This is a genomic window from Proteiniclasticum sp. C24MP, from assembly GCF_043951855.1.
GTDB lineage: Bacteria > Bacillota > Clostridia > Clostridiales > Clostridiaceae > Proteiniclasticum.
The window spans coordinates 51,643-66,348 of the sequence record NZ_JBINJW010000009.1; the positions used below are offsets into that span (position 1 = coordinate 51,643).

General features: G+C 40.0%; 15 protein-coding genes and 1 other RNA gene. 14 read left to right on the forward strand and 2 right to left on the reverse strand.

The window, feature by feature from the left end; all coding sequences use genetic code 11:
• The first annotated feature begins 6 nt into the window (after window positions 1-6).
• The 13 genes from ACHAL6_RS08385 (at window position 7) to ACHAL6_RS08445 (ending at window position 11,631) form a co-directional block, all read left to right on the forward strand.
• Window positions 7-990 carry an ABC transporter ATP-binding protein gene (locus ACHAL6_RS08385; protein WP_395270023.1) on the forward strand — a complete coding sequence of 328 codons (984 nt, stop codon included), beginning with the start codon at window positions 7-9 and terminating at the stop codon, window positions 988-990.
• Window positions 991-999: 9 nt separating this feature from the next.
• Window positions 1,000-2,007, forward strand: a complete 1,008-nt coding sequence (locus tag ACHAL6_RS08390; RefSeq protein ID WP_395270024.1) for an ABC transporter ATP-binding protein — start codon at window positions 1,000-1,002, stop codon at window positions 2,005-2,007.
• A 40-nt stretch (window positions 2,008-2,047) separates the two neighbouring features.
• Window positions 2,048-2,227 (forward strand): hypothetical protein, encoded by a 180-nt coding sequence (locus ACHAL6_RS08395; protein ID WP_395270026.1) that lies wholly within the window; start codon window positions 2,048-2,050, stop codon window positions 2,225-2,227.
• Window positions 2,228-2,432: 205 nt separating this feature from the next.
• The gene (locus ACHAL6_RS08400; RefSeq protein WP_395270027.1) at window positions 2,433-3,458 is read left to right on the forward strand and encodes a deoxyguanosinetriphosphate triphosphohydrolase; all 1,026 of its coding nucleotides are present in this window, start codon (window positions 2,433-2,435) and stop codon (window positions 3,456-3,458) included.
• Between the two features lie 51 nt (window positions 3,459-3,509).
• The gene (gene dnaG / locus ACHAL6_RS08405; RefSeq protein ID WP_395270028.1) at window positions 3,510-5,246 is read left to right on the forward strand and encodes a DNA primase; all 1,737 of its coding nucleotides are present in this window, start codon (window positions 3,510-3,512) and stop codon (window positions 5,244-5,246) included.
• Between the two features lie 250 nt (window positions 5,247-5,496).
• On the forward strand, window positions 5,497-6,606 hold the full coding sequence (gene rpoD / locus ACHAL6_RS08410; protein ID WP_395270083.1) for an RNA polymerase sigma factor RpoD: 1,110 nt from the start codon (window positions 5,497-5,499) through the stop codon (window positions 6,604-6,606).
• Window positions 6,607-6,880: 274 nt separating this feature from the next.
• The gene (locus tag ACHAL6_RS08415; RefSeq protein WP_395270029.1) at window positions 6,881-7,714 is read left to right on the forward strand and encodes a PH domain-containing protein; all 834 of its coding nucleotides are present in this window, start codon (window positions 6,881-6,883) and stop codon (window positions 7,712-7,714) included.
• 153 nt (window positions 7,715-7,867) lie between these two features.
• Window positions 7,868-8,059, forward strand: a complete 192-nt coding sequence (locus ACHAL6_RS08420; RefSeq protein WP_395270031.1) for a hypothetical protein — start codon at window positions 7,868-7,870, stop codon at window positions 8,057-8,059.
• A 287-nt stretch (window positions 8,060-8,346) separates the two neighbouring features.
• Window positions 8,347-8,547: a zinc ribbon domain-containing protein gene (locus ACHAL6_RS08425; protein ID WP_395270033.1), complete on the forward strand. Its 201-nt coding sequence runs from the start codon at window positions 8,347-8,349 to the stop codon at window positions 8,545-8,547.
• Between the two features lie 176 nt (window positions 8,548-8,723).
• The gene (locus ACHAL6_RS08430; RefSeq protein WP_395270034.1) at window positions 8,724-9,425 is read left to right on the forward strand and encodes a tRNA (adenine(22)-N(1))-methyltransferase; all 702 of its coding nucleotides are present in this window, start codon (window positions 8,724-8,726) and stop codon (window positions 9,423-9,425) included.
• Complete coding sequence (locus ACHAL6_RS08435) at window positions 9,409-10,209, forward strand: Nif3-like dinuclear metal center hexameric protein (RefSeq protein WP_395270035.1); 801 nt, start codon at window positions 9,409-9,411, stop codon at window positions 10,207-10,209. Before ACHAL6_RS08430 ends, ACHAL6_RS08435 begins: the two co-directional genes overlap by 17 nt.
• A gap of 78 nt (window positions 10,210-10,287) precedes the next feature.
• Window positions 10,288-10,629: RNase P RNA component class A (rnpB, locus tag ACHAL6_RS08440), an RNA gene on the forward strand.
• A 516-nt stretch (window positions 10,630-11,145) separates the two neighbouring features.
• Window positions 11,146-11,631, forward strand: coding sequence for an immunoglobulin-like domain-containing protein (locus ACHAL6_RS08445; protein WP_395270036.1), 486 nt, complete (start codon window positions 11,146-11,148; stop codon window positions 11,629-11,631).
• A gap of 90 nt (window positions 11,632-11,721) precedes the next feature.
• Here the strand turns inward: ACHAL6_RS08445 and ACHAL6_RS08450 are convergent, their stop codons facing one another.
• Together ACHAL6_RS08450 and ACHAL6_RS08455 are read right to left on the reverse strand one after the other, a co-directional pair.
• Window positions 11,722-12,669 carry a hypothetical protein gene (locus ACHAL6_RS08450; RefSeq protein ID WP_395270038.1) on the reverse strand — a complete coding sequence of 316 codons (948 nt, stop codon included), beginning with the start codon at window positions 12,667-12,669 and terminating at the stop codon, window positions 11,722-11,724.
• 183 nt (window positions 12,670-12,852) lie between these two features.
• Window positions 12,853-13,578, reverse strand: coding sequence for a helix-turn-helix transcriptional regulator (locus ACHAL6_RS08455; protein ID WP_395270039.1), 726 nt, complete (start codon window positions 13,576-13,578; stop codon window positions 12,853-12,855).
• 179 nt (window positions 13,579-13,757) lie between these two features.
• Here ACHAL6_RS08455 and ACHAL6_RS08460 point away from each other — a divergent pair, with 179 nt between their 5' ends.
• Window positions 13,758-14,705, forward strand: coding sequence for an ABC transporter permease (locus ACHAL6_RS08460; protein ID WP_395270040.1), 948 nt, complete (start codon window positions 13,758-13,760; stop codon window positions 14,703-14,705).
• Window position 14,706: the final 1 nt, after the last annotated feature.

The window sequence follows — 14,706 nt, forward strand, 5'->3', positions numbered from 1 at the left end:
TTGATTATGAAAAAAGTATTAGAAGTAAAAAACCTTAAGACGCACTTTAACACAGATAAAGGTGTGGTTAAGGCTGTAGATGGTGTAACCTTCGACCTTATAGAAGGTAAGACACTCGGCGTTGTTGGTGAGTCAGGCTGTGGTAAGAGCATCACGGCAATGAGTGTAATGAGACTTATAGATAGAAATGGTGATATCGTGGATGGTTCTATCATGTACGAAGGTCGCGATCTTGCTAAAATTAAAATGGATGAAATGAGAAAAATAAGGGGAAATGATATATCTATCATCTTCCAGGAGCCTATGACATCATTGAATCCAGTATTTAGAATTGGAGATCAGATTGTTGAAGCAATTAAGCTGCACCAGGATTTATCAAAAGAAGAAGCTCATGACAAAGCTGTCAGCATGCTGAAGCTTGTCGGAATCCCAAGAGCGGAGAGAGTAGTTTATGACTATCCTCATCAGCTTTCCGGTGGTATGAGACAGAGAGCCATGATTGCTATGGCGCTTGCCTGCGATCCTAAGATACTGATCGCTGATGAACCTACAACAGCTCTGGATGTAACCATTCAGGCTCAGATTCTCGCGCTGATGAATGATCTTAAGGAAAAAATGAACACAGCTATTATGCTGATCACGCACGACCTTGGTGTTGTTGCGCAGATGGCAGATGATGTAATTGTCATGTATTCCGGAAAAGTTGTAGAATCAGCTGAAGTCAAGGAGCTTTACGGAAATCCGAAACATCCATACACACAGGGCCTGCTGGATTCAATTCCTGATGTTAAATCTGAAAAGAAGAGACTGAACAGTATTGAAGGTGTAGTACCGAATCCAATGGAACTTCCAAAAGGATGCTATTTTGCACCAAGATGTAAGTTTGCAATGGACAAATGCTGGGAACAGGAACCCGGAGTGTATTTCATAGACAAGGAAAGAAACGGCGAAAACCATAAGGTCAAGTGTTTCTTATATGAAGGGAATTAGGAGGGAAGTATGAACGAGAATAATAGAATTTTGCTTGAAGTTAACGATGTAAAGAAATATTTCCCTGTTAAAGGTGGCCTCTTCACAAAGAAAACATATGTCAAAGCGGTTGACGGAGTCTCCTTTAAACTGAAAGAAGGGGAAACCATCGGACTGGTTGGTGAATCAGGCTGTGGTAAATCTACACTGGGAAGAACAATTGTAAGACTATATGAGCCAACAGCAGGTGATATTATATATCATGGTAAAGAGATTGATGGTGACATATCCACTTTAAAGGGAGATAAGCTGAAAGCGCTGAGACGTGAGATGCAGCTGATTTTCCAGGATCCATACAGTTCACTGAATCCAAGAATGAATGTAAGTAATATCGTGGGTGAATCACTGCTCTCACATAATCTGGTTAAACCAGGTGCTGAGTATAAAGACAGAGTAATGGAAATCATAGAGATGTGCGGACTTTCTCCATATCATATCTATAGATATCCACATCAGTTCTCAGGTGGACAGAGACAGAGAATAGGAATAGCAAGAGCACTTGCTTTAAACCCTGATTTTGTTGTCGCTGATGAACCTGTATCTGCTCTGGATGTATCCATTCAGTCACAGATCCTTAACCTCATGATGGATCTCCAGGAAAAGATGGGATTATCTTATCTCTTCATTTCTCATGATTTAAGTGTTGTTAAGCATATCAGTAATAGAATCGGTGTAATGTATCTTGGTTCCCTTGTTGAACTGGCTGGTAAACATGAGCTTTACGATACACCAACTCACCCATATACAAGAGCTTTACTGGCAGCTATTCCAGTGCCAGATCCTACTCATTTAAGAAAAATGGAGCCAATCATAGGTGAATTGCCAAGTAATATCATCACCCCACCTGGATGTAAGTTCCATACAAGATGTCCTTATGCCAAGGATATCTGTAAGGAAGATATTCCTATATTAAGAGAGTATGATCCAGCAGCACACCCAGAACATTTTGTAGCATGTCATTTTGCTGGTGAAATATAAATAAAATTAAGTGATCATATTCAAAGAAGGAGGGATTATAATGAATATTTTTGGAAGCAAACATCGTTATGACGATGTTAAACCAGATATGGATGCTGATGTTGAAATGGAAAAGTTTGATGCTATGGCTCTAGCTATGGCGATGGCTTCATATGTATTTCCAATCGTAATTGGAATCTTCGCATTCTTTGCCCTTCTGACTTGGATAGTATTCCATTAATTACTGATAAAGCACTTGTTATAGCTTGCTATGACAAGTGCTTTTTTCTTGTCAAAAACAATGGAGCGTATAATTTCAATAATGGAGCAGCGTTGGAATAATAAAATAAAACATCAATATAATATAATCATGATATACTACAGGATTTATTCAATTAAAGGATTCAGGAAAGATTTGTAGAATAATATAATTAGGAGGTGCCACCTTGACGATAAGAGAAAGAATTGAAAGAAATGAAGAGCTTACTTTAATTGAGGAAGCATGCTTTTCCAGTAATTCCCGTGGGAGGGAAGTTTTTGAAGAGCTGGATTCTTACAGAACATGTTTTATGCATGATCGTGACAGAATCATACATTCCAAATCATTCAGGAGACTTAAACATAAGACCCAAGTCTATATTAAAACAACAGGAGATCATTATCGAACAAGGCTTACGCATACTCTAGAGGTTTCTCAGATTGCACGAACCATAGCGAGAGGCATTGCTGTCAATGAAGACCTGGTGGAAGCGATAACTTTAGGGCATGATATCGGTCATGTGGCATTTGCACATAATGGTGAAGAAGTGTTGAATGAAAGGTTACCTGGAGGATTCAGGCATAATGAACAGTCCATTCGAGTGCTGAAGAAGCTGGAAAAAGAAGGTAGAGGGTTAAACATCACCTATGAAGTGTTGGATGGCATCTTGCATCACAGCGGCCTGAAGAGTGGAGAGAATTCAAGTACACTGGAAGGTCAGATTGCCCGCTTTGCGGATAAAATAGCTTATGTCAATCATGATATTGATGATTCAATTCGTGCAGGTCTTTTAAAGACGGAAGATCTCCCATCGGAATATGTTGAAGTACTAGGAAGAACTCATAGCAAGAGGATTGATACCTTGGTGAGAAATCTTGTCGATAAAACAAATGGCAATATCATGAGTGGTCAACAGCTGGTGGAGCTCACTGAAGATATTTTTGAAGCATTGTATGGGTTAAGAGCTTTTCTGTTTAAAAACATCTACAATGGTGAACATCTCAGAGAAGAAAGAAACAAGGCCAAATTCGTTCTTGGAAAATTATTTGATTATTACTTGGAGCATGTTTCTGAAATGCCGGAATTATTCAAGAAGATCGCAGAGGACGAAGGGACAGAGAGAGCTGTGGCAGATTATATTGCAGGAATGACTGATGATTATGCAATCATTCTTTTTAATCAGATTTATGTTCCGAAAATTGTTATCTACTGATCTTAATGGTATAATAAATGTTTGTACAATGAGAAAAAGGTGTGAAAAAATTTGTATGTTGCAGAAGAGATAATTGAGAAAATCAAAGAAAGTAATGACATTGTTGATATTATCTCTGAGAGCGTTCCGCTGAAAAGAGTTGGACGAAATTATTGGGGACTATGTCCATTCCATAATGAGAAGACTCCTTCCTTCAGTGTGACCAGAGAGAAACAGCTTTTTAAATGTTTCGGTTGTGGTGAAGGTGGAAATGTCATTACGTTTGTCATGAAAAGTAAGAATCTCGAATTCAACGAGGCCTTGAGATTATTAGCAGATAAAGCTAATATCACGCTGGAAGAAAGCGCAGAAAACAGAAAGAATAATGAAAAGCTTGAAGTGTACTTCAAGATGCACGTTGACGCTGCTAGATTTTTCTTCAAGAATCTTAAAGACCATAATGAAATCAGAGATTACTTTTATAAAAGAGGAATCACAGATCAGACCATAAGATCATTTGGTCTGGGCTTTGCGCTTAATTCATGGGATAGTCTTCTGAGGTATCTCAAAGCCATGAATTATAAAGAAGATGACATCGTAAGATGTGGATTAGCAACAAAAAATGAAAAGGGAAAAGTATATGACCGGTTTCGCAACAGAATCATCTTCCCCGTTTTTGATGTCAGAGGACGTGTAATTGCATTTGGCGCTCGAGTAATGGATGATTCCAAACCTAAATATCTCAACTCTCCAGAAACACCGATCTACAATAAAGGAACCCATCTTTATGGATTGAACTTTGCCAGAAAAAACAGCAAGGAAAAAAGCCTTATCATTGTGGAAGGTTATATGGATTGTATCAGTCTCAATCAGGCTGGAGTGAAGAATGTGGTCGCATCTTTGGGTACTGCTTTGACTAAAATGCAGGCGCGACTTCTTAAGAGAAACTCAGAAGAGGTCTTCATCTCCTATGATGCAGACAATGCTGGTCAGGCCGCGACTGTCAGAGGATTAGATATTCTCAGCTCTGAAGGTATCGATGTGAAAGTTGTTCAGATTCCAAAAGGAAAAGATCCTGATGATTACATACGTGCTGAAGGTGTGGAAAAGTTCCATGAACTTGTAAATCAGGCACTGCCATTGATTGACTATAAGATCTTAAAGGCCAAGGATGGACTAAATACAGCGGAGGATCAGGGCCGCATCGCATATGCAAAAAGAGTTGTATCAATTCTGAACAATCTGGATCCCATTGAAAAAGATGTTTATGTTCAGAAAGTCAGTGAAGATACAGGTATTTCAGAAAGTGCTCTTATGAGTCTTATGAAAGGTGACGAAGAAGGTATTCGGGTCATGGATACTTCTTCCATCGGAAAAGCGGTTCATATTGAATCCGCACACGTCAAAGCGGAAAGAGCATTACTGAAGCTCTTGAGCGAAGGCCCGTTTTTAGTGGAGAGGATCCACATTGATGATTTCATTCTGCCTAGTCACAGGAAGATTTACGATATCATCACTAGATACGATGGACCCAAAGAACATATCAGATCCTTTGTGGAAAGCCACTGTGATGACATTGAAACATCAAAAGAATGGACAATCATCACAGAACTTGTGGAGATCCCTGATATTGATGTGGATATCCTGATTGATGATTTCATGAAGACAATTAAACATTATAAAGGGATTTTAACTCAAAAGAAGCTTATGCTAGAAATCAGAACATTGGAGAAACAGGGCAGAACAGAAGAATCCCTTGAAATTGCCAAGAAATTGATTGAGCTTCAAAAGACTTTAGGGAGGTATTGAGATGGCGGCGAAAAAGAAAACAGTAAATGAAGATCTTAACGTAACAGAAGAGATACTAGAAGAGGAGCATAAATCAGAAGTGAAAGAAAAAGAAGTCAAGTCAACCAAAACAAGAAAGAAACCGAAAGCGGATAAGGATATCATCGAAAGCGCCGAAGTGCTGGAAGAGACAGCAAAAGAAATCAAGGCACCAAAGACAAGAAAAAAGAAGAGTGTAGTTTCAAAAGAATCCATCAATGATGAAGAGAACATGGATAACGAAGAAATCCTGGATGATGCAGATGACGAAAACGGCAAAAAAGTTCACGACAAAGATTTCCAGATGTCTGTAGTCAAGAAATTAATCGAAAAGGGAAAGAAGACAGGGAGCATCGCAGAAAAAGAAATTCTTGATGAGCTTCAGGAAATTGATCTTTCTCCAGAACAGATCGATAAGATTTATGAGACGCTGGAAGCTTTAAACATTGAAATCATCGGTGACGTTGAAGAAGAAGAGGAAGAGGAAGTGGATCTTTCTGTTCCAGAAGGTGTTGCAATCGATGACCCGGTAAGGATGTACTTGAAGGAAATCGGTAAAGTGCCTCTTCTTACGTCAGAACAGGAAGTTGCGCTTGCAAAGAGAATTGAAGCAGGAGATGAACATGCAGCGAAGGAACTTGCTGAAGCAAACCTGAGACTGGTTGTATCCATTGCCAAGAGATATGTTGGTAGAGGAATGCTTTTTCTTGATCTGATTCAGGAAGGTAATCTAGGTCTGATCAAGGCGGTGGAGAAATTTGACTTCACCAAAGGATTCAAGTTCTCAACCTATGCCACCTGGTGGATTAGACAGGCGATTACAAGAGCCATCGCTGACCAGGCGCGAACGATCAGAATTCCAGTGCACATGGTGGAAACAATAAACAAGCTGATCAGGATAGAAAGACAGCTCCTTCAGGAGCTGGGGCGTGCGCCTCAGGCTGAAGAGATTGCTGAAATTATGGAAATGCCTCCAGAAAAAGTTAGAGAAATCATGAAAATCGCACAGGAACCTGTTTCTCTTGAAACACCTATCGGTGAGGAAGAAGACAGCCATCTGGGAGACTTCATTCCAGATGATGATGCATTAGCTCCAGCAGAAGCTGCAGCGTTCACAATGCTGAAGGAACAGCTCATCAGCGTTCTGGATACCTTGACACCAAGAGAAGAAAAGGTGCTGAGATTAAGATTCGGATTAGATGATGGACGTTCTAGGACACTTGAAGAAGTGGGCAAAGAATTTAATGTAACCAGAGAGAGAATCAGACAGATTGAAGCGAAAGCTTTAAGAAAGCTGAGACATCCTTCAAGAAGTAAGAAATTGAAAGATTATCTGGACTAAGTAACGTTAATCTATAGAGAAGGCAGAAGCGTAATAAAATGCATCTGCCTTCTTTTTATGAGGAGACTAAGAAATGAACTAGCATAAGAGCCTCTAAGGCTCCGGAGGTTTTATAAATTCAGCAGTTGCTGTAAGAGATCACATGTAGGATCCAATTCAATGAGAAAAGCGAATTTCAAAAACCATACATATTAGTATGATATAATTAATGTGGGTGATTATCATGATATTTATTCCGGAAAAAGCACAATTTATAAATAAGCTGGTTACCATAATGGTTGCAGTGATTATTGTCATATCTCTCATTTTAGGATTGAGTGAAAATATCCTGACGAAGAGTCTTATGATGCTGCTTCTTATTATGTTTCTCATTTACAGCACTTATTCCATGATTTTTCTGAAAACATTCTATTATAAAATCGAGGAGGGAATGCTCTCCATAGAGAGTTTCTTCAGATTCACAAATAAGTATATTAAACTTGAGAATATCGAATTTTTCACGGAAAGAATTACCTTGCTGAACCACAGCGGTATTGCAGGAATGCTGAGCAAAAGATTCTCTATTGGAAAAGGCTACATAAAAGGACTTGGAAAGGTTGATATGTATATTACGAGTTCCAAGAAAACCATATTTTTCGGTACGAAAAACGGAAACTATGCTGTTTCACCTGCAGATATGTCAGGATTTTCCGCATTACTGAAGAAAAACGGCATCAAGGAAGAGTTTGTTACAAGAGATGTTCTTGAAAAAGACATTCAGGAAAGCGAAGACAGGTTGAAGCATTTTTTTCTCCTTAATGCAGTGATTGTACTGATTCTTATTGAAGTACCCATCGCGCTTCATTATCTGGATCAGCTGCCTGAATATGTTTCAATCAGTCAGCTTGATACTTCGATGCTTTCTTATGTACCAGCAAAAGTATATGTGGACAGCACCATATCCTACGGCATCATGGCCTTTTTACTGGCGGTTGTCGCATATATACTTTCCCGAGTGTATTCGAAAATCGATAAGATTTATTACTATAGAGTCATGCTGATTCCTCTGGTGATCACTTTTCTGATGTTGTTGAACTTGGCAAATACCCTTATTCCTATATTTTTGTAGATTCAATGTTATAATATATAGGGAAAGTAAGAAACGAAAAGGAGTAGCAAGTGATTCAAAAAATATAAACAATCATGGAGAAAAGTGATGACATATGCCCATGGATCATTGACTCCCTGAAACGATTCCATGGTGAAAAGCGGGACCGTGTCCATGAAGGCAGGCAGATATTACGTGTCTGTGCTGATTGAAGCAGAAGAGAAGCCCTATGATGTGCCCGACGGAAATGATATCGGCATAGATCTGGACATCAAGGATTTTGCGGTGGTGTACACCATGGAAAATCCATTCGCAAACATCAGCAAGACAAAAAAGTGCGTGACCTGGAAAAAAGCTGAAACGTGAACAAAGACAGCTTTCGAGAAAATACGAGAGCCTGAAAGTCAAAAATAGAGAAACGAAAGGAGAAGCTACTAGACAGAATATCCATAATCAGACCATAAAGGTACAGAAACTTCATCAGAGACTTTCCTGCATAAGGGAAAATCACATCAATCAGGTAATCAGTCAGGTGATCAGGCAAAAACCAAGTTTTATCACCAAGGAAGACCTGAACGTGAAGGGGATGATGAAGAACAGGCATTGAGCGAAGGCTGTACAAGGCCAGAACTTCTATTCCTTCAGAGTGAAGCTTGCTGATAAATGCAGGGAAGAACGGAATAGAGTCAAGAATTGCTGACAGATGGTATCCTTCAAGCAGGCAGTGTTCGAGATGTGGTTCTATCAGAAAGGATCTGAAGTTATCAGATAGAACAAACAGATGCGATGCGTGCGGCTTCGTCATAGACAGGGACAGTAATGCCAGCATAAATCTTCTGAATGCGAAAGTCTAAACGGTAGCACCATAACGCTATCCTAGATGTGTATCGATGGCTGGTCGGGAATTCACGACTGTGGACTGCACAGGAACTTGCGAGTAGCAGCTCAGGAAACTGAGGCGAAAGCATACAGGAAGAAGCAGTAAAAGTCTCGATGCGGATGTATGTCCATATTTTGAGTAGCAGACAGCATGGATATCAGTTCAAGATTGATCAAGATTGTAGAGATGGTTCCCATGAGCGATACGGTGGCTGATATTGGAACAGACCACGGATACGTGCTAATTGAGCTTCTAAAGCGAAAGAAAATCAAGAGAGGCATTGCTTCTGACAACAAAGAGATGCCCCTAGAGAAGGCTAGAAAGAATGCTGTAGCAGAGAATGTCGAGAATTCAATGGATTTCAGATTAGGCAGCGGTTTTAAGACGTTAAAAGAGGGCGAAGTCAACGGTGCAGTTATCGCAGGAATGGGTGGAATCCTCATAAGGGAACTGCTGGAAAATGATATGGATGTTATAAAACACCTGGATTTCATATTGCTGCAGCCGGCGCAGAATCCTGAGATACTCAGAAAGTATCTATATCAGCACCACTATAGGATATTAGAGGAAGAACTGGTGCGGGAAGACCGAAGGTTTTATGAATATCTGATGGTGAAATATGATCCTGTTGAATCAGAACCCCTGGTAAACCATCTGGATTATGTGGTAGGAGATTTACTACTCAAGAAGCAGCATCCTTTACTGAAAGATTACCTTACAAGTAAGATAAAGGAACTAGAGGAAATAAAAGAAAAAATCAATCTGACTTCAGTGAATGCGAAAAGGAAGAGTGATGATATCATTCTGAAAATTAAGGAGCTAAGGAGTGTAAGAGATGGTAGTGATGGTTAAGGAATTTATGAAACTGATTGAGTCACATGCTCCGGTTTCATATAAGGAAGAATATGATAATGTCGGACTTATGGTTGGAGACAGTAGAGCTGAAATCAGAGGAATTCTGTTTTCCATGGATACGACGATGGAAGTGATACAGGAAGCGAGAGAGAATGATGCGAATCTCATCGTATCTCATCACCCTTTGCTGTTCATGAAGCCCAAGTCGATCACTACAAATACGCTGCAAGGCAGAAAAATAATTGAACTCATTAAAAATGACATCAATGTATATGCCGCTCATACGAATCTGGATTCAGTAAAAGATGGGATGAATGATACCATTGTAAGGATGTTTGATTATCTGGATTTCGATATCATCGAACAGTGTCCTTTTGATTTTGATTCTGGTATAGGACGAATCGTATATCTGAGAAGGTCAGTCAAATTGTCGGATTTCATCAGTAAGACCAAGAAAGTTCTAGGTGTTGAAACGATACGTTATACAGGTGATCTTGACCAGCAGATCAGAAGAGTTGCAATAATCAATGGCAGCGGTCAAAGTTATTTTAAAAAGGCCATCGCTGAAGGTGCTGATTGCATCCTGACAGGGGATACCACTTATCATAATGTGCAGGAGCTCGAAGAAATGGGCATTGCGGTTGTGGACCCGGGACACTATCATTCAGAGAAACTGGTCTATTATACTATCATGGAAAGAATGGCAAAGGAATTCAGAGCGAACTGTGATGTTCCCGTATATTTCAGTAAAAAAGAAAAGGATCCCTATAATTTCATATAAATACTGGAATGGAGAAGAAGCAAGATGCCTCTTCTCCTTTGGTTTACAAAAATCACATATTCTGCTATTATAAGTAAGCAAGTAAGTCAGATAATCGCTGCTGACATAAGTCAGGAGAGGAAAGTCCGAGCTTCATAGAGCAGGGTGCTGGGTAACTCCCAGTGAGGGTGACCTTAAGGAAAGTGCAACAGAGAGATACCGCCTCATTTATGAGGTAAGGGTGGAAAGGTGAGGTAAGAGCTCACCAGCGCATTGGTGACTTTGCGGCTATGTAAACCCCACTTGATGCAAGGCCGAATAGAGGGACATATAGGGGCTGCTCGTCCCGTCCCCGGGTGCGCCGCTTGAGCCATATAGAAATATATGGCCTAGACAGATGATTATCTAATACAGAACTCGGCTTATAGATTTGCTTGCACCATTAAAAACAGCCCTTTTACAGGGCTTTTTCTTTTGTGTAAAAAAGTGCATGTTCGCCTTTGGTTGGATCGAAACATATATTTACAATCAGATGAATCTGAATTACACATTGTATATACGGAAAAACATAGAATATGATAAAAATATATTATGAACCTCCATGTGGATTTTCCTCAGGAGAAATTACTGATCTGGAATTCAAAGATCTATCGGTAGGAGATGAAGTAACGCTGGAGCTGGAATCAGTGGAGAATAAGTACGCATTGACGTCCCGAGTACAGTCGTTAAAACAGGAGAAATAATAACAGCGCTTACATTTACGATTTTGAAGACAGCAAAGTGGATACACGTAATACAAGCGGATCAATACATGTTCAGATAGATCAGAAACGCGCAGGAAGAAAAGAAAGTTATTTCTAGTCGTTTCTGCTCTTAGTAACTCCTTTGTCATTCCTGAATCTATGCAGAATTGTATAATTAACACAATAGGAAAAGCAGTTGAGGGGGGAGGAAAGAATGAAAAAAGGTTTATATTTTATACTTTTGATTGCAGTGGTCGCTGTGGGATATCTGATCTGGGATACAAACAAGCCGGTACAAGATGAACCGGAAAATGAGCATACCATAGAAAACGTGCAGTTCAGTGACGATATTCTGGTGGAAGAAGTCACTTTTGATTCAGAGAAGCAGAGCCTGAGATATGTGATGAAAAACAACACCGGGAAGACACTGGAATACGGAGCCGTGTTTACCATTATGAAGTTAAGTGATGACAACGCTTTGATCGAGACAGATCTCACGGATGATCTTGCTTTTGATATGGCGCTTCGAACTGTTGAAGCAGGAGATACATTCAGTGATGAGGTGCTTTTCAATCTGTTTACAGAGCCCATTGATTCGGGAACATATTACATCATCAGAGAATACAGAGATTCCGAGGGGAATGAGCACATTCCCAGAGTTCACTTCATCAAGAATGGAGAAATTCAGCCAGGCAAGTGATAGGAAATGAAAACCCGGCATTACACAGCAGAAAGCACTTTATACCAGTTGATTTAACTGATGTAAAGTGCTTTCTGTTTAAATATGAATTTATCTGCGACTGGACCTTGCCATTCTTCTGTAGGTATGTCTTCTTCCTCGCATAGTGATGGAAAGTCTCATGATGTTTTCAGGAGGGGTCATCCCTGATACACCGGCATCTCCTGTATGCTGGATATCAGCTCCTGCCATCTTGGACATTTGTGCCACGCTTTCAATGTAGGACTCCGTTGAACCTTCCTGACTGGTTCCGATGGTGGTCATGGCCAGAGCTCCCTGGTCATGAATTGCATCGACGAATCCTTTTACAAGATCTACTGTAAAACCAGGAACAGTTCCTGGAGCTGGAATGAGAATAACATCTGCACCTGCAGAAACAAAGTTCTTTATAGTGTCCAGGTCATAAATGTTTCCTGCACCTGCACCATGCATTTTTCCAGCTACAATCAGTGTATCCCCACCAAGTACTTTTCTGGCTCGTCTGATTCCTTCCAGAATACCTTCGCTGGTGACGCCTGTGCTTGGGTTTGCGGTAATCACGATATAGTCAAAACCGAGCTCTTTCACTTTTTCAAGATTTTTCTCGCTGCAGCGCAGTCCTTCAGGGTAGGTGCTTCCATCCGGAACAGGTTCTAGATTCACACCAAGAAATCTTCCGATGATCTTCTTGAAATCCTGAATATATTCCGGATTCCTTCTGTTTTTTTCCACTGATTCAGCCAGAGCTTGTGCATATCCTGTAATCCCATGATATGGATTCAGTTTTGCATCATCATGGCCGAAGATGAACGGTTCATCGAAATTGAATGTGTTCAGAGTAATCATATCTGCACTGAAGGCAGCAGCTGTCTCAGGGTTTGAGACGCCATCTAGAAGGGGGAAGGTGCTAATGATGGTTTCACACATCAGAGTTCGACCCTCGCTGTCCCGGATGGCATCAATCAAATCTCTTCTTTTCATCTTGAAATAATCTTCATAGAACAGATCAAACATTCTCATGGTTTATCCTCCTTAAATCCTCTTTTCTTTATTCTACCATGAAGAAAATGAATGAACCAATGGAAAAGCCGCAGACATTTTTTATATGTCTGCGACCTGAAAATAGTTATAAACTTGTAAATTATAATTGAATTTAACTTATAATCATTACAAAGTAGAATAGATATTGTATAATAGAAGAAATTAAATGTACGCTTTCTTTCTGAACTCCATAGGCGTCATGCTGGTCAGTTTCTTGAATGTGATGGTGTAATAGTTCTGATTGGAAAATCCGACTGACAGGGCGATGTCAAGCACGGATTTATTGTCTTTCAGAAGCTGTCGTTTGCTTTTTTCGATACGGATCAGATTGACGTAATGTGTAAAAGTGACACCTGTCTCACGTTTGAAAAGTGTACAGAAGTAGCTTTTATTCAAGTTCAGATGGCTGGTCACTTTATCAAGAGTGATCTCTTCCTTGTAGTGTGCCTGAATATAGTTCATTGCACGTCGTACATTGAGGCTATAGCATCCGGCACATCCTTTCTTCGGACATAGATCCAGAGTCTGATTAAGCGGTGCCATGTACAGATTGTTTGAATAACAGATATCCAGGCTGTTGATTCGCTCCAGATCCTCCTGATTGTAGGGTCCCATAATGATGAATCCATCTTTGAGGCGTGTTTTGTTGATGAAGTAGGCAGTATAGTTGTATTCTTTCTGATTGGTTAAAGTCAGAGATGTGTAACTCGTATCGGATGGGTTACTCATTTTCTCCAGTAATTTATTTATGATATCGTAATCTCCAAATCTATAGTGGTCTCCACCGCTATACTGAATCTTACCATCATGGCTATAGGCGCTTACAGCGATAAATGTGCTGGCATAGAAGTCCTCGGCCACTTCTCTGGGGTTTCTTTCAATGAACAATAATGGACCTCTCCTTTCATTTACCCAAATATAGTTATAAAAAAACAAATACTGAGTTAGATAACTGTTCTTATTTTTGCTACTATAAATGAGAATGATTATCAATTTCGTCATGTTAAATTATATCAATTAATGAAGAGAGGTGTCAAATATAATGGGAAACATTTCCGTTATAAGATATGAAGAATAAACATTTAATGATCACAACAATTATCTTATCAATTGTTTCTCTATTTATTGGAGCCAAAACGCTTTCATTTCAGGAACTGATTCATGGTGGAGAAATGGAAATGCTGATATTACTGTTGAGCAGAGTGCCTAGGCTGGTCAGCATTCTTGTAACGGGAATGGCGTTAAGCATATCTGGTCTCATCATGCAGCAGATCACGCGGAACAAATTCGTATCGCCCAGTACTGCAGCAACCATGGACTCAGCAAGATTCGGTATCATGTTTTCCATGATTCTTCTACCGGGTCTTCATGTGATGGGGAAAATGGCCATTGCTTTTGTATTTGCGCTGCTAGGTACGTTTCTCTTCATGTTCATCTTAAGAAAGATCAAGGTGAAGAACGTGGTGATCATTCCACTGGTAGGAATCATGCTGGGCAATCTCATTGACTCGGTGACGACTTTTATCGCGTATCGTTTCGATCTGATCCAGAACATCAACTCATGGCTTCAAGGAAGTTTTTCCATGGTCACAAAGGGTAGATATGAAATCATCTATATCACCATACCCTTGGGTATACTTGCCTATTTATTTGCCAACAAATTCACTATAGCGGGAATGGGAGAGGATTTCTCGAAGAATCTCGGTCTGAATTATACTCTTGTAGTCAACATCGGTCTGACAATAGTAGCCCTGATTTCAAGTTCGGTTCTGGTGACCATTGGGAGCATTCCCTTTATTGGGCTCATAATACCCAATATCGTTTCCATGATTCGTGGAGACAATCTGAAGAACAGCCTGGGAACTACAGCACTTATGGGGGCAGTATTTCTTCTGTTCAGTGACATTCTGGGAAGAATCATCATTTATCCCTATGAAATATCCATTTCCCTGACGGTCGGGGTATTAGGAAGCATCATATTCATCTATCTGATTTTCAAGGGGGTAAGGAAATAGT